Source organism: Pseudomonas weihenstephanensis (genome assembly GCF_016812185.1).
Taxonomy (GTDB): domain Bacteria; phylum Pseudomonadota; class Gammaproteobacteria; order Pseudomonadales; family Pseudomonadaceae; genus Aquipseudomonas; species Aquipseudomonas weihenstephanensis.
Window position 1 is genome coordinate 113,877 of the sequence record NZ_JAAEBV010000008.1, and the last position, 25,514, is coordinate 139,390.

The 25,514-nt window shown below is 56.3% G+C and carries 15 protein-coding genes and 1 pseudogene; 7 read left to right on the forward strand and 9 right to left on the reverse strand.

Annotated features, from left to right (window positions below):
* Positions 1-147 precede the first annotated feature (147 nt).
* Both GYN01_RS20750 and pssA read left to right on the forward strand, forming a co-directional pair.
* The gene (locus GYN01_RS20750; protein WP_048365809.1) at positions 148-1,284 is read left to right on the forward strand and encodes a glycerate kinase; all 1,137 of its coding nucleotides are present in this window, start codon (positions 148-150) and stop codon (positions 1,282-1,284) included.
* Between the two features lie 89 nt (positions 1,285-1,373).
* Positions 1,374-2,717: a CDP-diacylglycerol--serine O-phosphatidyltransferase gene (gene pssA / locus GYN01_RS20755; RefSeq protein ID WP_048402451.1), complete on the forward strand. Its 1,344-nt coding sequence runs from the start codon at positions 1,374-1,376 to the stop codon at positions 2,715-2,717.
* Positions 2,718-2,769: 52 nt separating this feature from the next.
* Here pssA and GYN01_RS20760 read toward each other — a convergent pair.
* The 9 genes and pseudogenes from GYN01_RS20760 to GYN01_RS20800 all read right to left on the reverse strand — a co-directional run bounded on the left by GYN01_RS20760 (position 2,770) and on the right by GYN01_RS20800 (position 18,216).
* Positions 2,770-4,636 (reverse strand): annotated as a pseudogene (locus GYN01_RS20760) (TonB-dependent receptor).
* Positions 4,637-4,849: 213 nt separating this feature from the next.
* Complete coding sequence (locus tag GYN01_RS20765) at positions 4,850-5,128, reverse strand: DUF1652 domain-containing protein (RefSeq protein WP_048365807.1); 279 nt, start codon at positions 5,126-5,128, stop codon at positions 4,850-4,852.
* Positions 5,129-5,397: 269 nt separating this feature from the next.
* Positions 5,398-9,192, reverse strand: a complete 3,795-nt coding sequence (locus GYN01_RS20770) for a hypothetical protein (RefSeq protein WP_203307714.1) — start codon at positions 9,190-9,192, stop codon at positions 5,398-5,400.
* Positions 9,193-9,600: 408 nt separating this feature from the next.
* Entirely contained in the window at positions 9,601-12,795 is a 3,195-nt protein-coding gene (locus GYN01_RS20775) for a S8 family serine peptidase (RefSeq protein WP_203307715.1), read from the reverse strand.
* A 237-nt stretch (positions 12,796-13,032) separates the two neighbouring features.
* Complete coding sequence (locus GYN01_RS20780) at positions 13,033-14,004, reverse strand: 2-hydroxyacid dehydrogenase (RefSeq protein ID WP_203307716.1); 972 nt, start codon at positions 14,002-14,004, stop codon at positions 13,033-13,035.
* Positions 14,005-14,024: 20 nt separating this feature from the next.
* Entirely contained in the window at positions 14,025-15,320 is a 1,296-nt protein-coding gene (locus GYN01_RS20785; protein WP_203307717.1) for an MFS transporter, read from the reverse strand.
* A gap of 54 nt (positions 15,321-15,374) precedes the next feature.
* Entirely contained in the window at positions 15,375-16,337 is a 963-nt protein-coding gene (locus GYN01_RS20790; RefSeq protein ID WP_048402935.1) for a sugar kinase, read from the reverse strand.
* Positions 16,330-17,106, reverse strand: coding sequence for a sugar phosphate isomerase/epimerase family protein (locus GYN01_RS20795; protein ID WP_048365804.1), 777 nt, complete (start codon positions 17,104-17,106; stop codon positions 16,330-16,332). Before GYN01_RS20795 ends, GYN01_RS20790 begins: the two co-directional genes overlap by 8 nt.
* Before the next feature lie 84 nt (positions 17,107-17,190).
* Entirely contained in the window at positions 17,191-18,216 is a 1,026-nt protein-coding gene (locus GYN01_RS20800) for a LacI family DNA-binding transcriptional regulator (protein ID WP_338053188.1), read from the reverse strand.
* A 770-nt stretch (positions 18,217-18,986) separates the two neighbouring features.
* Here GYN01_RS20800 and GYN01_RS20805 point away from each other — a divergent pair.
* The 5 genes from GYN01_RS20805 (at position 18,987) to GYN01_RS20825 (ending at position 25,491) form a co-directional block, all read left to right on the forward strand.
* The gene (locus GYN01_RS20805) at positions 18,987-20,429 is read left to right on the forward strand and encodes a serralysin family metalloprotease (RefSeq protein WP_203307719.1); all 1,443 of its coding nucleotides are present in this window, start codon (positions 18,987-18,989) and stop codon (positions 20,427-20,429) included.
* Positions 20,430-20,487: 58 nt separating this feature from the next.
* Complete coding sequence (locus GYN01_RS20810) at positions 20,488-20,883, forward strand: AprI/Inh family metalloprotease inhibitor (protein WP_048365802.1); 396 nt, start codon at positions 20,488-20,490, stop codon at positions 20,881-20,883.
* A gap of 156 nt (positions 20,884-21,039) precedes the next feature.
* Positions 21,040-22,794, forward strand: a complete 1,755-nt coding sequence (locus GYN01_RS20815) for a type I secretion system permease/ATPase (protein ID WP_203307720.1) — start codon at positions 21,040-21,042, stop codon at positions 22,792-22,794.
* Positions 22,795-22,811: 17 nt separating this feature from the next.
* Positions 22,812-24,122, forward strand: a complete 1,311-nt coding sequence (locus GYN01_RS20820; protein WP_420850458.1) for an HlyD family type I secretion periplasmic adaptor subunit — start codon at positions 22,812-22,814, stop codon at positions 24,120-24,122.
* 31 nt (positions 24,123-24,153) lie between these two features.
* Entirely contained in the window at positions 24,154-25,491 is a 1,338-nt protein-coding gene (locus GYN01_RS20825; RefSeq protein ID WP_238936377.1) for a TolC family outer membrane protein, read from the forward strand.
* The last annotated feature ends 23 nt before the right edge of the window (positions 25,492-25,514 follow it).

Here is a 25,514-nt window from a genome sequence, read left to right on the forward strand (position 1 = left end):
AGCCTGATGAGTCAAACCCTTGTCTGACCTCAAGCGCTGAGCTTGTGGGAATGTACAACAAAGCCCGTGATACCTTGTGCAGCCGACTGGCGTGTTTACCCACGGTTGCTGGCAGCATGGCGTGCATAAGAACTGGAGATTTGCCTGATGAAAATCGTCATTGCCCCTGACTCGTTCAAAGACAGCCTGAGCGCTGCAAAAGTCGCCGATGCCATTGCTATCGGCCTGGCTGACGTCTTGCCGCACGCGCAGTTGATCAAATGCCCGATGGCCGACGGCGGTGAGGGAACCGTTGACGCGATTGTGGCAGCAGGCAATGGCCAGTTACGCCGTCATCAGGTGCAAGGGCCTTTGGGTGAGCCGGTTCAGGCGAACTGGGGCTGGCTGCCGGACAGCCACACCGCGATCATTGAAATGGCAGAAGCCAGTGGCTTGCAATTGGTGGCGCTCGGCCAACGCAATGCATGCATCAGCAGCACCTATGGCACCGGTGAGTTGATCAAGGCCGCGCTGGACGCAGGCGCACAGCGCATCATTCTGGCCATCGGTGGCAGTGCGACCAATGATGCAGGTGCCGGGGCGCTGCAAGCCTTGGGGCTGGGATTGTTTGATGCTCAAGGTCAGCCGCTGCCTCGTGGCGGTTTAGCGTTGGCCAAGCTGGCCCGCATCGAACTGCAAGGGCTGGATGCAAGGCTGGCCGGGGTGCGCTTTGAAATCGCAGCGGACGTGAATAACCCGCTGTGCGGCGAGCACGGCGCCTCGGCCATTTTCGGCCCGCAGAAAGGCGCCTCGCCCGAGCAAGTCAACCTGCTGGACCAGGCGCTGGGGCATTTTGCAGACCGTTGCGCCACTGTGCTGCCCAAGGATGTGCGTGATGAGCCAGGCTCTGGAGCGGCAGGTGGGTTGGGCTTTGCTGCCAAGGCGTTTCTTGGCGCGCAGTTTCGCGCCGGGGTGGAGGTCGTTGCGGAACTGGTGGCTCTGGCAGAGGCGGTGCAGGGCGCGGCGCTGGTCATCACCGGCGAAGGCCGTTTCGATGCACAAACCTTGCGCGGCAAGACGCCCTTTGGCGTGGCACGCATCGCTCAGCAACACGGCGTGCCAGTGGTCGTGGTGGCGGGCACTTTGGGTGATGGCTATCAAGCGCTGTACGCACACGGCATTCATGCGGCGTTTGCTCTAACCAGCGGCCCGATGACGCTGGAGCACGCGTGTGCGCATGCGTCGCAGTTGTTGACTGATCGCGCGCGCGACATCGCACGGTTGTGGAGCCTGGGCCAGGGTTAAGAGGGCCACCGACAGCGGCGTGGCTAATGCTTAAAACACAGAATCGTGTAAGCTTCGCGGTTCTTCGCATTCGACCCTTAGCGAGCCCTATGCCGTCGTTCTTCAAACGCTCTTTGCTGCCTAAGTTGCGCAGTTTCCCGTTGGCCGCCGATGCGGTGCACATCTTGCCCAGTGCGGCCGAGTTTCGCCGTTGCCTGTTGCAGCATATTGCAGGTGCCCGTCAGCGCATTACGCTGGTGGCCTTGTACCTGCAACAGGATGAAGCCGGACAGGAAATTCTCGATGCCCTGCATGCCGCCAAAGCCGCCCGGCCTGAGCTTGAAATCGTGGTCATGGTCGATTGGCTGCGCGCTCAGCGCGGATTGATTGGCGCGGGCAAGCAGCCTGGCAATGCGGCCTGGTATCAGGCGCAGACGCAGGCACATGACACGCAGGTACCGATTTACGGCGTGCCGGTGCAAACCCGTGAACTGTTCGGGGTGTTGCACCTTAAAGGCTTCATCGTTGACGACTGCGTGATCTACAGCGGTGCCAGCCTCAATAACGTGTACCTGCACAAGTTCGACAAGTACCGTTTCGATCGCTATCACGTACTTAACAACAAGCCGTTGGCCGATTCGATGCAGCATTTTGTGCAGCACGATTTGATCCAGACCCAAGCGGTGCATCGGCTTGATGTGCCTTCACTGCCGAGCACGCGCAGTCTGCGCTCTGCCATCGGTGATCTGCGCAGTCGTCTGAAAAAAGCCAGTTACGACACCAGCGCCGGTACGGTCGGCCATTTCGGCCTGTCTGTCAGCCCTTTGCTGGGGGTGGGTAAAAACAACCCGCTCAGTCGCGTGATCTGTGAATTGATCGCCAGTGCGCAACAGCAACTGACCCTCTGTACCCCGTACTTCAATCTGCCTTTGCCTGTGACCCGCGAAATCAATCGCGCGCTGGAGCGGGGTGTACGCATTGATATCGTGGTCGGTGACAAGACGGCGAATGATTTCTACATCCCGCCCAGTGAGCCGTTCAAAGTGATCGCGGCGTTGCCGTATTTGTATGAGTTGAGCCTGCGCCGGTTTGCTAAAAGTCATCAGCGTATGATCGACAGCGGCCTGCTGAACCTGCACTTGTGGCGCGACGGCGATAACACCTATCACCTCAAGGGTATGTGGGTGGATGAGCGCTACACCCTGATTACGGGCAATAACCTCAACCCGAGGGCGTTTCGTCTGGATCTGGAAAACGGCCTGTTGATCGATGATCCACGGCGCGAACTGCTAGAGCCACGACGCAAAGAGCTGGAGGCGATTTTTGCTCACACCCGGCGCATTGACTCATACAAACACTTGGAAACCCTGGCCGATTACCCGCCAGCAGTGGCCAAGTTTTTGCGCCGGGTCAGCCGGGTGCGGATCGAGCGCTTGCTGTACCGGATACTGTGAGCGCAGGGTGGGCAGACCGGTTTTAACCACCGGCCTGTCCTTCTTCGGGTCGTTAGAAGTCGACGGTCGCCGAGACTTTCAATGAGCGCGGTTCACCCTGGCTCAAGTAGCCGCCGTTGGCAGACGCCCAGTAGTTTGTGTTGGCGACGTTTTCCAGATTCGCGCGCAAGGTGATGGCACGCTGCTCCACGTCAAAGCTGTACCGCGCGCCCAGGTCGAAACGGTTCCAGGCCGGAATGCTCAGGGTGTTGGCTTCATTCACGTATTGGCCGCCGGTGTGCAGCATGCGCGCATTCAGCGCCACGCCTTGCAGCCCTGGCACATCCCAGTCAGCGCCCAGGTTGTACTGGAACTTGGGCACACCGATTGCCCGATTGCCATCATTGGCGCCGTTTTTGGTGTCCCTCAACTCAGTGTCCATCACCGTTGCGCCTGCCAGCAGGCGCAGGCCATCGATGGGCTCACCGTAAATGTTCATTTCTACGCCACGATTGCGTTGTGTGCCCTGACGCACATACACGTTGTCCGCATTGGTATAGCCATCTGACGGTTTTTCAATACGGTAAACACCCAGACTCGCGCCAAAGGTGCCGTGGTCATACTTGACCCCGGCTTCTACCTGCTTGGAGCGCGCGGGGGCAAATACTTCGCCAGCATTGGCCACCGGGCTGCCACCCGCAGACGCGGGTGCGGTCGGGCCTTGAGCCAACCCTTCGATGCGGTTGGCATACAACGAAACGTTGTCCCATGGTTTGAGCACGATGCCGTAGACCGGGGTGGTGATGGATTCGTCGTAGGCAGCGGATCGAGTGCCTTTGTAGTTCCAGCCATCCACTTTCAGTGTCTGTTTGCGCAGGCCGTAGGTGACGAGAATGCGGTCATCGACAAAGCCCACGGTGTCAGAGAGCGCCACGCTGCGGTTGATGGTTTTACCGACAATCCCCGGATCATTAATGTCGCCACCCACGTATTTACCGGGGGCAGGTTTTGGCACCCAGTTCAGTGGATGTCCACTTCTGGCTGTAGTTGTGGTCGGCATCGGGGGCATGGGGGACGTCTGAGAGCTTGGCGCCCGCGTACACCACGTTACGGTTGCCATTGATGCGTTGCTTTTGATAGCCAACATCAGTCGATACACGCAAGCGATCACCACGGTAATCCAGACCCAGGGCAAACAGCTTGGTGCGCTGGTTTTCATCGTCGATGGCGGTGTCACCTTCGCGTTGCGCCAGGTTCATGCGTACCCCGAACGGGTTGTCGGTACCAAAACGTTGTCCCAGATCGAGGTGCTCACCCACGCGTCCATCGCTGGAAATATCCGTGGTAAAGCGTCGGGTCGGTGTGTCTAACGCGCGTTTTGGCTGAAGGTTAATGCCGCCTCCCACCCCCGAACCGGTAGGCGTAACGCCATGGATGAAGGCATTCGGCCCTTTGAACACTTCTACACGCTCAAGGTTGTCAGCTGAAATGACCTGGCGTGGCAGAACACCGTACAAACCGTTATAGGAAATATCATCTGTGCTGAGGGGGAGGCCGCGGATCACAAAAATTTGTGAGGCGTTGCCGTAGCCGAATGACTGGCGCACGGAGGCGTCATTGAGCAGCACATCACCCAGGTTTTCGGCCTGTTGGTCTTCAATCAGTTGCGAGGTGTAGCTCGACATCGTGAAAGGGACATCCATGATGTCCTGATTACCCAGCACGCCCAATTCACCGCCGCGCGCGATCTGACCGCCGCTGTACACAGCAGGTAAGGCGTTTTGGGACGGGGCATCGGCCGATACAGCGGTAGGGTCCAGTGTCAACGTGCCCCCCGCTGCTTGATCAGCATGGACGGCAAAACCGGCACACGCACTCAGGCAGCCGATGAGGGTTGCAGCAATGGGGGGTAGACGAAAAGGCAGGGGAGGTGAGGGCAACATCGAAATTTCCGCATGCGAAGAATAATGAGGTGATCAGCTTCCATGTGGATATAAAAGCAAATGATATAGGTTCGTATTTGTAGTAAAAAATATCTGCCAGCCCTTTAAGAAACAGAGCGCGACATGAAGTTATCGAGAAAGAGGATCAGGCGTGATCCTCGTGGGAGAGGTCGGTTGTGAGAGGCGTGAGGCTTCAGTGCGCTGCGAGATTCAGGCCAGTACACGCCATGCCTGCGGTGGAACGAAACTCTCAAGCTCGTCTTCAACGGCTTGAATGATGTGCGCCACTTCGCCGGTGGTCATGACGGTGGAGCAGGGAATGCCGGCAATTGCGATAACCGTCTCGCCACTGGCGCGGTCGTACAGTCGCACGATCATGCTGCGAGGCGCATCCATGGTTGCCTCAAAGCCCATCGGTTTAAAATGCCAGCGCATCAGTTGGCAGGCGTTGGGAAAGGTCACTTTAGTACTGTTGCCCATAGGATTCATCGAGCGTTTCCTTTTGCTCAGTGTCTGAACGGTAACGGGTAAAGCCCGGCATCTGTTATTCGAGCCTTACGGGGTCAAACCTAGCACCTGTCGTACAACGCGATGAGATATTTGTTACCTGAAGGTCAATTGAATGGCGAGTTTTTGATGTAAATCATGCAGTGAAGCGATTTAGCGTCGCTTTGCAGATGTGAGCGGCTTTAGCTCAACACAGGGGGTTGACGCTTATCCAGGCATGGGGAGCCAACAACTGGCTCCCTTAACAGGCCTTACGGTGTAGTTGGCGGTGTAGTTTTAGGAATTTTGATAAGACCGTTGAAAAGAGTTAAGACATTCATGCTGTTAACGGTACTTATCAAGTGCAACTCATTGAACGCAGAGACATCATAGGTAAGGGTGCGTGGGTCGGGCTTAAACATTTGGCTGGCCGGGCCACTATTCATGATGCGTTCCAAGCCATTACGTAAGCTCTCTTTAGTTTGAAACGATGCCAGGCCAAAGTTCGGGTCGTAATAAAACCATTCTTTAGCAGACCCGTTCACTACCACTCCGGCTGTCACCCCATGTTTATTATTCCCGATCAGTATGCTCCCTGATGCTCTCGCATCGGCCAGATCTGAAATGATTTCTGAGTAAGTTGCCTGGTAGGGGGTTTGTCCACCGTGAAAATCTGTTCTAAGGGTGGCCTGAAAGTTTGTCATGTTTTGCTTAAATTTTTGTGTGTTGACATGCTCAGGATGCGCCACCGTGGTATAGAAGTTTTCGATCAATATGTGTTGTTTCCCTTCTTGAATGGCATAAGCCATTGCGTTGGACAGCGCTGCACATTCACCTACCGAGATAGGGTTGACCTGATTGAGATAGAATCCTTGCGGCATGTGTATCATCTTGCCTCCGGCCGCGGTGACCTCCTCACTGAACCTTTGGGAATTACCTAAGCTAATGTGTATGGCGTCATGTTCAATTTTTTTTCTTAAACAGCCAATCTCGTGTGGTGTTCGACCGGGGGCCAGCGTCAGTTCTTTTAGCTGGGGAATCGTCAACGAAGGAGAATACCCGTTAATAACAGCGGGGTTGCCTGACGTATAACCCAGATTGAAATTGTGTGCATCAGCGAGTTTGGCGTTTGTCAGTTGTGTCCCATACGCCTGAGGTAATTTCTCCAGGAAATCTATTCGCTGAGACAGACGGCCTAGTTGTTCCGCAGAGCACGTGGAGGCCACGGCCAGCTTCTTAATATCATCAATGCTCATTGACGCGGCGTAACCTGTTACGTTAGGTGGCGTTTGACTACTAAAGCCACGATTGAAACCTGTGTTATCGGTAAGTAATGCGTTCGCGCGCGCCGTTTCAAAATCTTGTGCAAAGTTCGGATTGGATGTGTTGCCAAACCAACTGGAAAACCAGTCCGAGTGCTGGATGTCCCCATCGCGTGCCACCACGGTGGGCGAAAAATTGTTCAGGTGCGCGCCATAGGGGCGCGAACGGGCAGCATCATAGCTGTACCATTTACCCTCTTTGAGCACCGCGCTGGTCTCTACGCTGTTTCCGGCAATCTGTAAGTTCCCCTTCGCCGCGATTTCATACTGTCGGCTGGCCGCCTTCAAGAAGTCATAGCTGCCACTGGCTGCACTGAATGTCTTGATCGCCTTGCTTGTAAGTTTAACCCCGCCCTCAAGGAGAGTGCCGGCGACACTGAAGGGGTTAAATTCCCCAATAAGAGGCTTGCCAATAATTTTGCTTGCCTGCAAAATTTTAGCCCCCGTCGAAGCGGCTTTACTGGTGACGTTTAAAACTTTCGCACTGACCCCGGCGGCGGCTGTAGCAAAACCAAATATATCAAAAGCGAGGTCTAAAGCCCCTGCACCATAATTGCCCTTACTAAAGTTAACAATGGCGGATCTCAAGGGAATCAGGTCCAGAAAAAAATTATTGACGTTCTTCTCGGCGTCGAGTGCGTCTTCGTAACGTGTACTACCCGTGGCTTGCCTCACCACCGCCTCGTTATCAATATCAAGATGCTCAACCATTACATTGGCAATGGTTTGAGTGCGCGGACTTGAAAAACTATTGGGGGGCAGGCCTGTACTGGAGGGAGGTCTGGATGTCAGGTTTGCGACGGTGGAGGGTATAAACGCTTCCATCTTTATAGTGTTAGCGCCAGAGAGTCGGTCCGAGTGGTTATAAATACCCATCGAGATCGGTTTTATTTTCCCCTCAGAGGTGTTGATTTCATAAGCGCACTGTGTGGAGCCAACCGTGGTCTTCACAAACAGCGAAGGCTTTTTATCGACGTGAGTGCTCGTCAGTCCTCTTTTATATATTTGTTCTTGACGAAACTCTAGCGCGCCGAATTCAAAGTTCTTTCTGTCAGGCAAGGGAAGTTCGGAGATGAAATGTTTAATAAGGATGGCAATCGATTCTTTAGTGTCGTCCATGGCCTGTGAGAATTTCGTATTGAACACTTCGTTGGTGTCGAACACGAGGGATTTGTCTTTGATAGCCGCCGCGATACGCGGATCGGAAGTTTTCCATTCGATGTTGCTCATTACCTGCCCGCCCATCGCAATATCGAGCAGTGAGTGACCGTACACGGGGCCTCGCGCCGCCACAGATAACAGGTAGGGAGACGGTGTCGAGGGATGTTTAGGTTCCAGCAGCGGTTCTTCAAAAGGCACACCTGCACCAAACCGCTCTTTAAGTTTGAGCAACGCAATTTCTTTGCGGCTGGGGATTTCGGTGTTCGCTAGTCTGGATCCTTTAATTCGTTCAGACGACTGGGCATTGAACGTGGTTCTCCCTAGCTCGATTTCTTGCGCGCTGTAATCTTCGGATTCTTTTGCCGGGAGAATGCCTTGAACCACGGCCCAATCCAGCAGGGCGAGCTTATTGGCTTGTTGAGTGCTGGCTTTATATTGCGCTCCGAGGGTTTGAGCCTCAGTCATGACCTGGGCATAGCTCAAGTTGGGAACGGTGCCCGGAGCATTAGCCTCTACCGAAGCCGCTGCAACGGCGAAGCTGACCCAGGCGCCACTGCCATAGGTCACGCTGTCGGGGATATCTTTAGCCAGGAACTCCGGTGCTTTTCTTGCCAATAGCAGGTAGGCGCCCACGTTGGCCATCTCAGGGGTGGTTTTACCCGTGCGGCTCAAGTGGCTGCTCAGTTCTGCGCGTATTTTCGATACCGGTTCTCCCCAGTGACTTTGCTGTGCCAAGTCGAAGCCAGCGACTTTGTTACGGCGTGGCGTGGTTAAGGCATCCGGGTCGAGCATCAAATTAATGGCTGCCAGCGCGTAATCATTCGCGCTGGAGTCCGTGGCGATGCCATCTAATTGAGCTTGTAAGCTTTGCCCAAGTGCTTGGGCGCGAGGCGTACTGATGATGGTCTCCAACGCCTTGGCCGGGTTTTTTATAGCTTCTTCGCTGAGCTTTTGGTTGCTGTTCAGGTATTCCAGTATTCCGACGCTTGTGCCGCCCATGTGCGATGGATTTGGACGACTAGCAACGAAATTGGTGGCGCCGCTCAATAGGGTGCTTTGTTCAGGTTCAGTGAGAGGTCGCGGCCATGACAGGCTGCCGCCAAAATTGCCCAGCGGGTGCTGCAAGGCTCTGCTCAGTACGGCATCCGCCAGAGTGCTTACTTGTAAAGAGCGTGTCGGTAAAAACCACTCACTGTCCTTGATATACGTTTCGAGTGTGACCGTACTGCCCGACTGGGGGATGTAGGGCGAGTCGGGGTGAATGTCCATCTGCGTATTTTTAAGTTCAGATGTTATGGCTCCAGGAGGAGGGTGTGGCCCCAGCTTCGTCATGATTGCGTTAAGTTTTTTGCCCAACTCCATTAGGTCTTGTTTATCGGCTAATGCCTTTTTCAAACCTACGCTGACTGATGCGGTGCTTGAGAGGTTTTTGGGGTGGGTCTGTGCAGCCACAGAATGATGGGTAAGGGTGTGTGGCTCTGAAGAGGTTTGCGGCCTGTCTTGCGAAGCAGGTGCCAGTTCTTTGGCGGTGGGCAGGGGCTGCTGCGGCCTGTTCTGTACTGTCGAAAGCGTGGAAGTTGTCATTCAAGGACTCCTGTAAAATGTGGCGATATGATTCTCTGGCGACAGGACGTGATGGGTTCCTGAGGCGTCCTTGTGGGTGCGCAAATCACGTTTTCGGGTTCCTAGGCACCGTCAGCAACGTGTAAGGAGTTCGTACACTCGGGGTGTTTTGATTGCAGATCATTAATGACAGGCAGCAATCTACGGCCCGGAATGCATTGGTTACGACTGATGTAAAGAGGGGGGGCAGCGAGGAGGGTGTTGGGTACAGTCATTTGGACGAACGCACTGTGGCCGATCTGATGTTTGCAGCGTTAAACACATCAGGTCCAGCCACTGTGGGTACAGAGCCTAGGCTGTAACGCCCAGGTGCAGTTTTTTGGACAAAAAACAGACCTGAGCATCAGCCTGGCCTGTTCGTTGGCTCATTCAGAAAGCAAAACTGTAGTGCGCTGTAATGCCATGTTCGCGGGCACGATCACCGCGGTGATGGTTCATGCTGACGTTAAAAGTGCTATCAGGAGTTAGCTGTGCAACGCCGCCGATGTCCAACTGGGTGCTAGCCTTGTTCATCGGTGCACCGCTGATGTGCATCGTGGCGCCCTCTTGCCAGGCAACGTCGGATACGGGTCGCAGGTCCCCACTGCCACGCGTATAAGCCGCGCCAGAGGTGATGCTTAGGCAGGCAGGACCCACTGAAGTTTTGCTCAGATCGAACATGAAACGTATGCCTCCAGTGGCCATATTCACTGCGCTCTGGGTGCTACGGATGTTTAATGCGCCATGTCCCCCTTGTTCTTTATAGGGCGCGCGGTGTAACCGTACGTGCGCCAGTTGCAAGTAGGGCTGTACGTCCCATATCCCCGATTGCCAACGATAGCGGCCTTCGATAAACGCCTGTCGGGTACGACTTTTGGCGTCACTGGACAGTGTTTCATTCAGTCCTGTGAAGCTGACCCGGCGTTTGCTTTGGACTGTGTGATGGGCATAAGCCAGCCCGCCATAAAGCCCGAATGCGTCCCACGTGTGCCCGGCATACAGGCCAATCTGATACGCGTCGAACCGGGCTTTGTCGCGCAAGCCAGTTGTGACGTCGCCTTGGCCGCTGGCCATCATTACGCCGAGGCGCGTGCCTTGGTTGAAGTCAAGATCGGCACCCAACAGCACACCTGTGGTGGTGTAGCGTGCCGCTTGAGCATTGCTATTGCCGTCGATGCGGCCATTGTTGTGCAGGGACTGAACCCACACGGTTTGGCGTGAAGGTGGCGACTCTTGTGTGGGGTGGTGCTGCACACTGCCTGCATGCTCAAGTGCTGTATTGCGTATGACGCGACTGTTTTCCATCAACACTGACTGGGTACTTGCATGTATTTGGCCGCTCAGTTGGTCGAGCGCAGGCGGGGCGTCTACGGGAAATAACGCAGTCAAGCGCTGCGCCAGAGGATGCGATACGGTCAGGCGGTCGGCAGCGTTGGCCGTAGCACGCTGGTTGGACGTAGTGGCCGCAGAGGCCAGCGGCACACCACGGCTGACTTCAAGCCCCAACGCGTTCAAGTCCAGAGTCTGATCAATGCGTAAAAACGGTGAAATCGCAGGGTGATCCACCGAGCTAAACTGCCCGTAAACACCGGCATCGGCTTCAAGTACCGCGTAGCGTTGTCCCAGTGTCATCACCTCAGCCTGCGGGATAAGGTGCAAGGTCCCACCGTGTAGCAGTGCTGAACCGGTCACCTCGAGTGCAGGTTTGGCAGGCATAAGGCCAGGTCGGAAAATGAACAGTGACTCGCGGCCTTGCTCGTAATCGCCATTGACGTTCAGGGCCTTGTCCGCACTACCGGGAGCAAGGGTGCCCAGTACCTGAGTGTGCGAGAGCGTGCCATCACCCCTTAGAAACCCGGCTGGGCCAACACGGGTGTAAGCGCCCAACTGTTGACCGGCAATGTGCGCCATGCCGCCGTTTATGTTGAGGGCGGTATTGAGCAACGTACCGTTAATAAGCAGTCGCCCACCCTTGACCTGAATGTCGCTCGATAAACGTTGAATGCCCTGGAGCTCCAAGGTGCCATCATCTAGCGTTGCGCCTGCAAAGCTATTGTGGCCACTGAGTCGTAGCCAGCCAGGCCCGCTCTTGCCAAGACGGCCAAGCCCGCCGATATCGTTTCGCCAATCGTCCCACGCATTACCCTGCCAAACCTTGGCTCCACCTGCTTGAGCACTCATTGCCACGTGGGTATCGACGCGTAACTGCCCAGGCCCGTCGATGGCTTTTTTCAGGTCCATCAAGCCCCAGCCATACACCTCATCCACGCCGGGCACACCCAGATCGCGTGCAGTGGTCAGGAGTACGTCGCGGATTTGCGCGTTACTCAGATAAGGGAAGCGCTCCATTAGCAAGGCAAGGCCGCCTGTAACGTGTGGTGCAGCCATCGACGTGCCTGATTCAACCTCATAAGCAAACGTTGGCTGGTTTGCAATGATCTTGAACCCGCTTATTTCGCCCTGCATGTCATAGGTTTTTTCGGCCTCTATCTGCGCTGAGACCACTGTGGAATTAATGTCGGTGCCGGGTGCTGCCAGGCACCAATTGTGGCTATATCCGCAGCGCATAGAACGGTCAGAGAGTGTGAGGCTTTGATTCACATTGACCACGCTGAGCCAGTAAGGCTCCAGCTCAGGGTACAGGCGTGGCAGCGTTGGCAAAGCGTCTGCGAACGGCGCGCTTTCTGGGGACAGATTTGCATACTCAGGTGTATTTCCCGCCGCCCAGACTTGCAACAAGCCAAACTGACGGGAGGCGTCTCCCAATGCACTGCCTAACTGACCGGGAGCTCCCAGTAGACTCTGGTCTAGCTGTGTAACACTCCTCAGCACTTGAGCCAGCCCCCAGCTGTGGTTAATCAGGCGAACCTGTAGCTGCTGGAGTTGCGCATGAGCATCGGATATGGCGCTTAGTGTCAAAGAGCGCGGTTCAAGTTCAATAGATACCGGGCTGAAGTAGGCATGGGTGGAATGGCGCATCGCGTGCAGCTGGCTCCCCCAGGCCAGCCCGTGAATCCCTTCACCGTCTCGGTTCGCCAGCAGTGTGCCTGCCACATGTGTCCCGTGGCTGTCAGCGCGTACTCCGATGTTTTCCAGAAAGTATTTCAACTCTTGGGCATCAACCAGCCCATCGGCCACGCTTTGTTCGAACGCCAGAATGTCTTCAGGGGGCACATCGTTCCAGGTCACTTGTTCGAGATCACCACGGGTATAAAAACACCCGTCGGCAACCGACAGGTTTTGTTCACTGTGGCATCCAGGCTCTGCCAGGTTCAGCCCTGTGTGATCTTTGCCATGGAACTGGGGGTGACGCAGGTCAGTGCCTGTGTCGAGCATGCCCATGTGTATGCCGATGCCGTTCAGGCCTCTGGCGTAAGCGTAATCAGCCCCGATGGCTTGCAGTCCCCAATTGGACTGGTACTCCGTGCTGTGCCAACTGGCGGGATCGTTCAACTGGCCTCTTTCGTCATAGGCCAGCACCTGCCCGGTCCACAGGCTGGTCAGCAAACTGATTGCGAGCGTCCCAGGCACGCGTTCATAGCCACGGTTGTTGCGTGGCCCATGGTGCGATTGTAAGTTCCACATCCTTGAATAACCCATTGCAATTGTCATAGCCGGCTAGCTTGAGCAATTGGCTGGCTGATGCCTGTAGGGCGCTGCGCTCGATGGATAAGAGCGATCTGCTAATGACGTGAGCAAATGCAAGATTAAAAGGTGGGGTATTAAACAACGGGGATGACCCATGCCACCTGAGTAACATGGGTGTCGGTAGGTTGCTGAGAGCCCTTAGGGCATTTCTCTGGATCCGTGAATTTCAGTTTTTCACTGATGAAACGTGCCCACCAGATTGGGTGGCCGCTCTCCAGCCAGCGCGGCCAACAGGTTGTCCACGGCACATCGGGCCATGGCTTCACGGGTTTCTATCGTGGCCGAGCCGATATGCGGCGTGGCGACCACGTTATCCAGCGTGAGCAAGGGCGAGGCCGTATCGAGTGGTTCGCGTTCGAACACATCCAGACCTGCTGCGCGAATCAGTCCGTTTTGTAAGGCGTGAATCAGCGCGACTTCGTCGACCACCTTGCCCCGTGAAATGTTGATAAAAATGCTTTCGGGGCGCATCAGGGCGAATTGTTCGCTACCTACCAAGCCTTCAGTTTCGGCGGTCAGCGGCAACGTCAGGCAAATAAAGTCAGCCTCTTGCAACAATTGCTCAAGGCTGCGGTATTGCGCATCAAAGCGCGCTTCAACCGCCGGTTTGGGCGAGTGGCTGTGATAGATGACAGGCATGCCAAAGCCAAAATGGCCGCGTTGGGCTAATGCTTCGCCGATGCGGCCCATGCCGATGATGCCCAGGGTTTTGCCATGCACATCGGTGCCGAAATGCTCGGGGCCGATATTTTTTTGCCATTGGCCATTGCGCACACGAATGGCCAGTTCAACCACGCGCCGGGCGCTGGCCAAAATCAGGGCAAAGCCAGTGTCGGCCGTGGTTTCGGTGAGTACGTCGGGTGTGTGGGTGAGCAGGATCTTGCGTGCATTGAGGTACTCGAGGTCATAGTTGTCGATGCCCACGGACACGCTGGCAATGGTCTCAAGTTGGGGGGCAAGGTCCAGCAGTTGCGCATCCAGCTTCAGGCTTGCCCCCAGTAAACCGTGTGCCTGGGGCAGGGCGGCGCGCAGTTGCTCCAGGCCCTGTGCGTCAAGGCGCTCAATCAGCGTGACATGTGCGTGCGCGTGCAAGCGCTGCATCAGCGCATCGGACAGTTTTTTGTAGAGCACGACGTGTTTTTTCAAGGCGATCACCAACATTTAATTCAAGAATGGGCCAGACGCTGGGCGGCGCTGAGTTGTGGCGCAACAGGGTCTTTCGTGGTGGGTTTGAGCATTAGAGTGAGCAGCACCGAAATCAGCAGTGCGCCGCTCATCAGCAGGTACGAAGCGCCGGGCGAGCCGGTTTCGCTATTCAAGTAACCCACCAGGTACGAGCCGGAAAATGACCCCAGCGCCCCCATGCTGTTAATGAGTGCCATCGCGCCGCCGGCCACATTGGAGGGCAGGATTTCCGGAATGATGGCGAAGAAGGGGCCATAGGGCGCGTACATACAAGCGCCCGCAACCACCAGTAGCGTGTAGGACAACCAAAAATGCTCAGCGCCCAAGGCGTAGGAGCCGTAGAAAGCGATGGAGGCTATCAGCAGCGGCGGCCAGACGAAGCGTTTACGTCTTTGCAGTTTGTCTGATCCCCAGGACACCCCCAGCATGGCGATCACCGCCGCCAGATACGGCAGGGCCGAGAGCCAGCCGGCCTCGATCATGTCCATGTGCGCGCCCTGCTTGAGGATCGACGGCAGCCACAGCACAAAGCCATACACGCCAATGCTCCAGCAGAAGAACTGCAACGCCAGCAGGATGACTTTGGGTGAGCGAAAGGCCGCCGCGTAGTTCTTCACTGGCGTCATGCCGACTTGTTCGGCATCCAGCGCGCTTTGCAGGTCTTGCTTCTCTTGCAGGCTGAGCCATTTGGCTTCGCTTGGACGGTCATCGGCCAGACGCCACCAAATGAATGCCCAGAGCACCGCTGGCAGGCCTTCGACGATAAACATCCAACGCCAGCTGTAATGCTGCACCAGATAGCCTGACACGACCGACATCCAGAGCATCGTCACCGGGTTGCCCAGGATCAGAAAGGTATTGGCCCGTGAACGTTCTGCACGGGTGAACCAATGGCACAGGTACACCAGCATCGCGGGCATCACGGCCGCTTCGACCACGCCGAGCATGAAGCGTATGGCAATCAGCGTGTAGGCGTTGGAGACCACGCCGGTCAGGGTGGCAAGGCCGCCCCACAGAATCAGACTGACAAAAATCAGCTTTTTGACACTGTTCTTCTGCGCATAGATCGCCCCTGGCACCTGAAAAAAGAAGTAGCCAAGGAAGAACAATGCCCCCAGCAATGACGAAAGCCCCGGCGTAATGTTCAGGTCTTCGGCCATACCCGAGGCGGCGGCAAAGCCATAATTGGCACGGTCCAGATAGGCCAGGCTGTAGGTGATAAACACGATCGGCATGATGTACCACCACCGGCGGGCAGCGAGTTTTAGCGTGTGCATGGCGTTGCTCCTGAGCTTGTTGTTTTTGTCGCAGCAGGTCACGGGTGCAGCAAGTTACGCAGTTTCACCGGGCGCACAGTGCGCCATGTGCAGGTTTAAATCGGCGCGCGAGGGCAGTCCCTCCATGTCGCCACGGCTTTGCACGGCACGGCTGCCAATCCAGTTGCCGCGCTGGACCGCTTGGGCAAAACCCTGATTTTCCAACAGGGCACTGATGACCCCCACGGCGAAACCGTCGCCCGCGCCGACGGTGTCGATCACGTTTTCTACGGGCACTGCCGGTACAAAATCTTCCGCGTCTGCGGTGCGGTAGTAGGCTCCTTTTGGACCCAGTTTGATGATCACGGCTTCGGCCCCTTGGTCCAGATAGAACCTGGCAATGTCACACGGGTCGTCATAGCCGGTCAGTAACCGGCCTTCGCTCAACCCCGGCAATACCCAGTCCGCTCGGGCGGCGAGGGCGTTGATGTCGCCAATCATCTGCGACTCGCTGGCCCACAGCGAGGGGCGTAGGTTGGGGTCGAAAGACACCGTGCGCCCGGCCGCACGCATGGCCTGCATCAGTTCAAATGACAGCTCGCGGCAGTTGGCAGACAGCGCGGCCACAATGCCGGTGGCATGCAAGTGCCCGGCACTGAGCAGGTGTGGGGTGATGGCGTCGCGGTTCAGGTGACTGGCGGCTGAGCCGCGGCGGAAATATTCCACTTGCGGGTCACTGCCATCCTCGACACGGGACTTGAATTGAAAGCCCGTGGGGTGCAACGGATCGATGTCAACGTGCTGACAGTCAAGGCCTTCAGCTTGCAGGGTCTGGAGTACGAAGCGGCCAAGCGAGTCTGCGCCCACGCGACTCAGCCAGGACACGTTAAAACCCAGCCGTGCCAGGCCTATGGCCACGTTGCTGTCAGCCCCGGCAATGCGTTTATGAAACAACTCGACCTGCGCCAAATCGCCCGTGTGCTCGGCCACCAACATGGCCATGGTTTCACCAAACGACAGAACATCGACCTTAGACATGGCTCAGCTCCTGTTGCCCAAGTGCGGCCAGCGTGGCGACGTGCTCTTTGGTCAGCCAGTCCAGGTCGTTGCCTTGTAACGGGTATTCCACCGCACGGGGCAGGCCCTGAAGCATGTGAGGCAGTAAGTGTTCCCACATTTGTAAGTCAGTGGCCGTCGGCGGGGTGGCAATCAGCTTGCCATCCGGGCGGCGGGCAACTCCTTTGCAATGCAGGTAGGTGACATGGCGCCCGAGTAAACGTGCGGCCGTGCTGGCAGATTGGTCTTGCCAGGCCCAGTTACCAATGTCAAAGGTCATGCGCACAGGCGCGTCTTGCTGCTCAACGGCATCAAAAAACCGCTGGAGCGGCTCAATGCGACCGCCTTGGGAGGTTTGGTCGTTTTCAACCAACAATTGCACCGGTTGCTGGCCGAGACACGCCGCAAGATTGGCCATATCGCAATGTTCGGTGAAATAGCCCAGCGACACCTTTAGCCATTTGGCACCAAAGCTGTGGGCGCGACGCAAGGTCGCAAGCAACTGAGGGTTGGGCCGCGTTTGACCTGCATCCCACAATTGCATAGGCGAGGAGTACACGCATTCCAGTGCATATTCGTCGATGGCCAGGCTGAATGCTGCCGGGTTTTCGTCGGTCAGCAGTTCTTCACGCACTTCAATGCGTTGAGCGCCCGCGTTGGCCAGTAGCGCAATAAAACTCTGTTGACCACGCTTTCGTACCAGGTCGGCGCCATAGCTCGACAGGCTGATTGAGACAGGGAATGTGTTCATGGTGCTTACCTCTGAAACCGGTTTCATTTCTTGTTAGATAAAGGCCGGCGCGTGTTCGTATGAAGGACGCCAGCAGTAAAAACGTCAGGCAGCAGGGGGTTGTGTCGAACCGCGAACGATGAGCTGTGCGGCAAAATCGAGCGTGCATGGCGCGGTTTTGTCGCCGCTCAAGCGTTTGAACAGGCACTCAAAAGCGCTGGCGCCGATCTGTTGGGTGGGCTGGGCGAGGGCGGTAATGCCGCTGCCGACCAACGGGTACCACTCCAGGTCATCCAGAGCGATGACACCCACCTCCTCAAACAGGTTGCAGTTGAGCGCCCGCAACACTTGCGTGCAGGCCAGTGCGGCCACCCCGTTGGCGCAAAACAGCGCTTTGGGGCCGCAGCCGGGAGTTTTTAAGAAGGTTTGAACAAGGCTGAAAAGGGCGGGGCCGGTTTCGATGACGGCGCCACGCAGCGCCGGGTAATGGGCCAGTTGCACGGTAAAGCTGGCGATGCGCTCAAGGCGAGAACTGGTGCCGTCCACGGGTTCGCTGACCATTAACACGTCACGAAAGCCCTGCTCGTGCAGGTGCTGTAAGGCCGTGCGCACGGCCCCGGCGTTGTCCAGACCCACCAGGTCGGTGTGCAACTGCTCGACCTTGCGATCAATCAGCACGATGGGCATCTCCTGATGCAGCGCTTGCAACGCGTCAGGATGATGGCCAAGGGTGTTCAGGATCAGCCCTTCGATGTTGTAAGCGCGCAGGGCTGCAAGGTGTTGGCTTTCCTGCTCATCGCTACGATCGGTGTTACACACCACCAAGTTGTAACCGTGCAGGCGACAAGCCGTCTCGACACCGTGCATCACAGCAATGGAGTACGGGTTACGGATATCCGCCACCAGCATGCCAATCAGCCGGGTACGTCCACGCTTGAGACCACGCGCCATTTGGTTGGGGCGATAGCCCAGCTCGTCGATGGCACGCTCAATCCGTTGCGCAGTGGCGTCAGAGAGCAAGGCGCGGTCTTCGCCGATAAAGCGCGACACGCTGGCTTTGGAAACGCCAGCACGTTGGGCAACATCCCGCATGGTGACGCGTGAGCGTTGGGCGGCAGAAAAGCTATTCACGGCCTGAAACCTTTTATTGGTGTTATCGCAGGCGGTCTCATTCATGACGCTGAAACCGGTTTCAGGGAAACCCAAATCACCCACTACCGTCAAGTGCCGTTTGTAGGACGATTCTCAGGTCTAGCGGTATGAGGCGCCTTGGCACCGTCAGGTACTTCGGCGGTGAATGCGTGCTCTGCACTAAAGCGGTGAGGGGTATTCACACGGCGCAGAATTAAGACAGTCATAACAGCGTCGATAGCGCGTATTGGTTATTCAATTACTTGATGCGTCTGATACTTACAAATAAGCGACGTTTTTTATAAGAAAACACGTTGTTAATTTGCACTTATTTGGCGCGTTGTATGCGGCGTCTATCGGGTGAGAGGCCATGATAAGTCGCTGTTAAAAACGCATGTTTTCAGGCGCTAAAAGTTAAAAGTCGGCCCGGCGGGCAGTACGAACGACACGCCTGTAAGTTTAGGGGGGGCGCACTAGACCGTGCAGTCAGCCAGTGAACGGCAAGCCTCTGTTTTAACGTGTATCGTTATTCCTTAAACGAATATAACGAGACGTTTTGTTGGTCGCAGAAAAACCTTTCAGCAAAACTTCCAATGTTTTCGGTTACTTAGCGATTGATCGCATTTTGACGCCAAAAAAAATGCTGGACTAAATATTTCAAAATGTGGCAACTTCGCCCGGCCATTTAACGGCGAGTGATAGGACGATCTCGCCAAGGGATCGTCGTTGTCTGTCAAAACTTTTCTACTGCTAAACAAGGAAATGTTTACATGTCGAAACTTAAAGAGAAAGCAGCACTGTCCGTAAACCAGACGTTTGCTGCCAACGGCACCAGTTCTGCCTTCACTCAAATTGATAATTTCAGCCATTTCTATGATCGAGGTGATCATCTGGTCAATGGCAAACCCTCGTTCACGGTTGACCAGGTGGCTGACCAACTGACCCGTAGCGGTGCGAGCTGGCACGACCTTAACAACGACGGTGTTATCAACCTGACCTACACCTTCCTCACAGCCCCACCTGTCGGCTATGCCTCCCGCGGTCTGGGTACGTTCAGCCAGTTCTCGGCATTGCAAAAAGAGCAAGCCAAACTGTCGCTGGAGTCATGGGCAGACGTTGCCAAAGTGACCTTCACTGAAGGCCCGGCAGCCCGGGGTGACGATGGTCACATGACATTCGCCAACTTCAGTGCCAGCAATGGCGGCGCGGCCTTTGCCTACTTGCCAAACAGCTCGCGCAAAGGTGAGTCGTGGTACTTGATCAACAAGGACTACCAAGTCAATAAAACTCCGGGCGAAGGCAACTACGGTCGCCAGACTCTGACTCATGAAATCGGCCACACCCTGGGCCTGTCTCACCCCGGCGACTACAACGCCGGCAATGGCAACCCGACCTACCGTGACGCGGTGTATGCCGAAGATACCCGCGCCTACAGTGTCATGAGCTACTGGAGTGAGAAAAACACGGGCCAGGTCTTCACCAAGACCGGTGAAGGTGCGTACGCATCTGCCCCGTTGCTCGATGATATTGCCGCTGTGCAAAAGCTGTATGGCGCCAACCTGGAAACCCGTGCGGATGACACCGTTTACGGTTTCAACTCCACGGCTGACCGTGACTTCTACAGCGCCACCTCATCGACCGAAAAACTGATTTTCTCGGTGTGGGACGGCGGCGGTAACGATACGCTGGACTTCTCGGGCTTCAGCCAAAACCAGAAAATCAACCTCACCGCAGGTTCGTTCTCTGATGTTGGCGGCATGACCGGTAACGTGTCGATCGCCCAAGGCGTGACCATCGAAAACGCCATTGGTGGCTCGGGCAACGACTTGCTGATCGGTAACGATGCTGCCAACGTGCTCAAAGGTGGTGCCGGGAACGACATCATTTATGGCGGCGGCGGTGCCGACGTGCTGTGGGGTGGCACCGGTTCTGACACGTTCGTGTTTGGGGCGGTGTCTGACTCCACACCCAAAGCGGCCGATATCATCAAGGACTTCCAGAGCGGCTTTGACAAAATCGACCTCACTGCGATCACCAAGCTGGGTGGCCTGAACTTTGTTGACGCGTTCACCGGTCATGCCGGTGATGCCATTGTCAGCTACCACCAGGCTAGCAACGCTGGGTCGCTGCAAGTGGACTTCAGCGGCCAGGGTGTCGCTGACTTCCTGGTCACCACTGTGGGCCAAGTGGCAACTTACGACATCGTCGCGTAAAGCTGTCGGTTCATGAGCAGCGCGCAAGCGCTGCTCTCTGGCACAAGGCCGAGGTCCTATGAGCACTGCATCCAGAATTTCCAGGGCAATGGGCGGTATCGCTGCATTGCTGTTGTTGACCACCGAGAGCGTTATGGCCAGTTCATTGATGTTGTTAAGCCCTGCACAAGTGGCAGGCAGTTGGACGTTTTATCTGCAACAGAATGAAAAAGACAGCTGCACGGTAAAACTCAAACAAGACCGAACGTTCAGTGCGCAGGTCAAGTGCCTCGCACCCTGGTTGGGAACTACCCCCGCAACGTGGTCGCCCACCCCGGATGGTCTTTTACTTATCGGTAAGGACGGGACGCAATCGATATTTTTGGCATTAATAGAGGCCGGTCGTTATGAGGGCGAAGTGGAAGGCGCTAACACCCTGGTCATGCAGCGTGCGCATTTACAAAGTGTGAAGTAAGGGGCGTGGCTTAAAGGTGCATGAGTGAGGGCGGATCAGTGTCGTTCAATAACAGCGGTGCAGTGATGAGCCAATGAACAAGTTGGCCGGTAGCCAGGGCTTTGCGAGGCCCCACCCCGTGCCTTGGATAAGTAGTTTATTGATCAAGGAAGATTCATGAAGCGCCTTAAAAGCAGTCCCGTCGCGCCCCTGATACATGCGTTGGCTGACTATAAAAAAATCCTGATCAGTGTCGGCTGTTTTACCGCACTGATTAATATCCTGATGTTAGTGCCCTCCATTTATATGCTTCAGGTGTATGACCGGGTGCTGTCGTCGCAAAACACCACCACCCTGGCCATGTTGTCGTTAATGGTCGTGGGGTTCTTTATCTTCATTGGCACGCTGGAAACAGTGCGCAGCTTTATCGTTATTCGTATCGGCAGCCAATTGGAGCGCCGCTTTAACCAGCAGGTCTACCGTGCAGCCTTCGAACGTAACCTGTTCAGCGGTCAGGCCCATGCCGGGCAGGCGTTAGGCGATCTGACGCTGATTCGTCAATTCGTCACCGGCCCGGCCCTGTTTGCGTTTTTTGATGCGCCGTGGTTTCCGGTCTACCTGTTTGTGATTTTTATGTTCAATACCTGGCTGGGGGTCTTTGCCACGGCAGGTGCGGCGTTGCTGATTGTGCTGGCGTGTGTCAACGAGGTCATGACCCGCAAGTCCTTGAGTCAGGCCAGCGTGTATTCGCAACAGTCCAGTCAATTGGCCACCAGCCATTTGCACAATGCCGAGACGATTCAGGCAATGGGCATGTTGGGGGTCTTACGTAAACGTTGGTTTAACGTGCACTCACGCTTTTTGACCGAGCAAAACAAAGCCAGCGACACCGGCGCGGTGATCGGGTCAGTCAGCAAAACGCTGCGCTTATGCTTGCAGTCATTGGTGTTGGGGCTTGGCGCGTTACTGGTGATTCAAGGCGAAATGAGCGCGGGCATGATGATCGCCGGTTCCATTCTGATGGGGCGCGTGCTCAGCCCCATCGATCAGTTGATTGCCGTGTGGAAGCAGTGGAGTTCGGCCAAGTTGGCGTATCAGCGTCTGGACGGTTTACTGCGTGAGCATCCGCCGGTTGAAGACAACATGGCCTTACCGGCGCCTAAGGGCCAACTGAGTTTGGAGCAGGTCAGTGCGGCGCCACCGGGCATCCCCGTGCCGACACTGCACCAGGTCAGTTTTAGCCTCAATGCAGGCGAAGTGTTGGGCGTATTGGGTGCATCGGGCTCGGGCAAGTCAACGCTGGCGCGGGTGTTGGTAGGCGTATGGCCCACTCTGGCGGGCACAGTGCGCCTTGACGGTGCCGATATTCATCAGTGGAACCGCGACCAGTTGGGGCCCTACATTGGCTATTTGCCTCAGGACATCGAACTGTTCAGTGGCTCTATCGCCGAAAACATTGCGCGCTTTCGCGATCCAGACCCGCAGCATGTGGTGGCCGCCGCTCAGCAAGCCGGTGTTCACGAGATGATTTTGCGCCTGGCGCAGGGTTACGACACGGTGCTGGGGGACAACGGCAGCGGTTTGTCGGGCGGGCAAAAGCAGCGCGTGGCGTTGGCGCGGGCGCTCTATGGCAGCCCGCGCCTGGTGGTGCTGGATGAGCCCAATTCCAATCTGGATGCGGTGGGTGATGCGGCGTTGACCAATGCCATTGCGCAACTCAAGGCGCATGGCAGCAGCGTGGTGCTGGTCACCCATCGGTCTTCATCGTTGGCTCAGGCTGACAAATTGCTGGTGCTTAATGAGGGGCGAACTCAGGTGTTCGGCCCCAGCGCGGAGGTCCTCAAAGCGCTGGCCAATGTCCAGCAACAACATGGCTCGGCAGTCAGTATCAATCGCCCGCATCAGGCACAGACCCAGAGCACAGGCGCATGAGCAAGGACGCTCCTATCATGAATGATCAAAAATTACCCAAGGCTTGTGAACGAGGCGCCGGATTTTACGTGCGCATGGGCTGGATCCTGACCATTGTCGGCGCAGGCAGTTTCTTCGCATGGGCCAGCCTTGCGCCGCTGGATGAAGGTATTCCGGTTCAAGGCACCGTGGTGGTGTCAGGCAAGCGTAAGGCGGTGCAATCGCTGGGGGCTGGCGTTGTGAGCCAAATTCTGGTGCGTGAAGGGCAGGTGGTGCGCCAGGGCGAGCCGCTGTTTCAACTCGATCAAACCCAGATCGACGCTGATGTTCAATCGTTGCGTGCGCAGTACCGCATGGCTTGGGCCAGCACGGCGCGTTGGCAGAGTGAGCGCGACAACTTGCAGCGAGTGAGTTTTCCGCCCGAGTTGAGCGCTAACCCTGACCCGCGACTGGCATTGGTACTGGAAGGTCAGCAGCAACTGTTCAGCAGCCGTCGAGAGGCGTTTGCCCGTGAGCAATCCGGGCTTAAAGCCAGTATCGAGGGCGCGACCCAACAATTGGCCGGTATGCGCCGAGCGCGCGGCGATTTGGGCGCTCAGGCCGATTCCTTGCGCCAACAGTTGATCAATCTTCGTCCTTTGGCTGAAAACGGCTACATCCCGCGTAACCGGTTGATGGAGTACGAGCGCCAACTGTCGCAGGTACAGCAGGATGTGGCGCAAAACGCCGGTGAAAGCGGTCGCATAGAGCAAGGGATTCTCGAATCGCGCCTTAAATTAGCGCAGCACGTTGATGAATACCAAAAAGAGGTGCGCAGTCAGTTGGCTGATGCACAACTCAAAAGCCTGACCCTTGAGCAGCAACTGGCCTCCGCCGACTTTGACCTCCAGCACAGTGCGATTAATGCACCCGCCGACGGCATTGCCGTCAATCTGGGTGTGCACACCGAAGGCGCGGTGATTCGGGCCGGTGAAACCCTGCTAGAGATCGTGCCGCAGGGCACACGACTGGAAGTGGAAGGCCGCTTGCCCGTGAACCTCGTGGACAAGGTCGGTGATCAGTTGCCGGTGGACATTCTGTTCACCGCCTTCAACCAAAGCAGCACCCCGCGCGTATCCGGGCAAGTCAGTCTGGTGTCCGCCGACCAGTTGCTCGATGAAAAAACCGGCATGCCGTACTACGTGCTGCGCAGTTCGGTGAGTGACCAGGCACTGGAGAAACTCAATGGCCTGGTGATCAAACCCGGCATGCCAGCTGAGATGTTTGTGCGCACGGGCGAGCGCTCGCTGCTCAACTACCTGTTCAAACCACTGTTGGATCGCGCAGGTTCTGCGTTGACTGAGCGATAGGAAATTGCGACGTATGAAAGCAGCTTCAAAGATGTACCTGGGGTTGGTGCTATGGGCGGGGATCGCCGTTAGCGCACAGGCGATGGGACCGTTTCAGGTGTACGAACAGGCATTACGCAATGACCCTGAGTTTCTGGGGGCAATCAAGGAGCGTGAGGCAGGCCAGGAAAACCGCATCATCGGCCGTGCTGGCCTGCTACCCAAGTTGTCGTACAACTACAACAAGGGGCGCAACAACTCTAAAGCCACCTATCTGAATGAAAACGGCAACCGCCACGAAGACCGCAACTACAGCAGCTACGGTTCGACGTTCATGCTGCAACAGCCCTTGATTGACTACGAGGCTTACGCCAATTACCGCAAGGGTGTGGCGCAATCGCTGTTTGCCGATGAGAATTTTCGCAGTAAAAGTCAGGAACTGCTGGTGCGGGTACTGACGCATTACACGCAGGCGTTGTTTGCGCAGGATCAAATCGACAACGCACAAGCCAAGAAAAAAGCCTACGAGCAACAATGGCAGCAGAACGAGCACCTGTTTCGCCAAGGCGAGGGCACGCGTACGGACATTCTTGAAGCCGAATCGCGCTATGAATTGGCCACCGCCGAGGAAATTCAGGCCCGCGATGAGCAAGATGCGGCGTTGCGCGAACTGGGTGCGCTGATTGGCCAGCCGCTGATCGACATTGATCAACTCACGCCGCTGGCCCATAACTTCGGCACCTTCGCCCTTGAACCTGCCAATTTCTCGACCTGGCACGACTTGGCGCTGGCCAATAACCCGGCGTTAGCCTCGCAACGTGAAGCGCTGGAAGTGGCGCGTTATGAAGTCGAGCGCAACCGCGCCGGCCATCTGCCTAAGCTCAACGCCTATGCCAGTGTGCGCAAGATGGAGTCGGAAAGCGGCAACACCTACAACCAGCGTTATGACACCAACACCATTGGGATTGAAATCAACCTGCCGCTGTATGCGGGCGGCGGGGTCTCGGCCTCGGTGCGCCAGGCCAGCAGCAATTTGTCTCAAGTCGAGTACGAGCTGGAAGGTAAAACCCGCGAAACGCTGATCGAACTGCGCCGTCAATTCAATGCCTGTCAGTCGGGGGTCAGCAAACTGCGCGCTTATCAAAAAGCCCTGACTTCGGCCGAGGCGTTAGTGGTCTCCACTCGGCAAAGCATTTTGGGCGGTGAGCGAGTCAACCTGGACGCATTGAATGCCGAGCAGCAGCTTTACAGCACGCGACGTGATCTAGCGCAAACCCGTTATGACTACTTATTGGCGTGGACCAAGCTGCATTTCTATGCGGGCACCTTGCGCGAACAAGACCTTGCGCGTGTCGATGAGGCGTTTGTTCAGCCTTTGAACGCTCATTAGTTTCTACCCTGAGGCGTGCAACA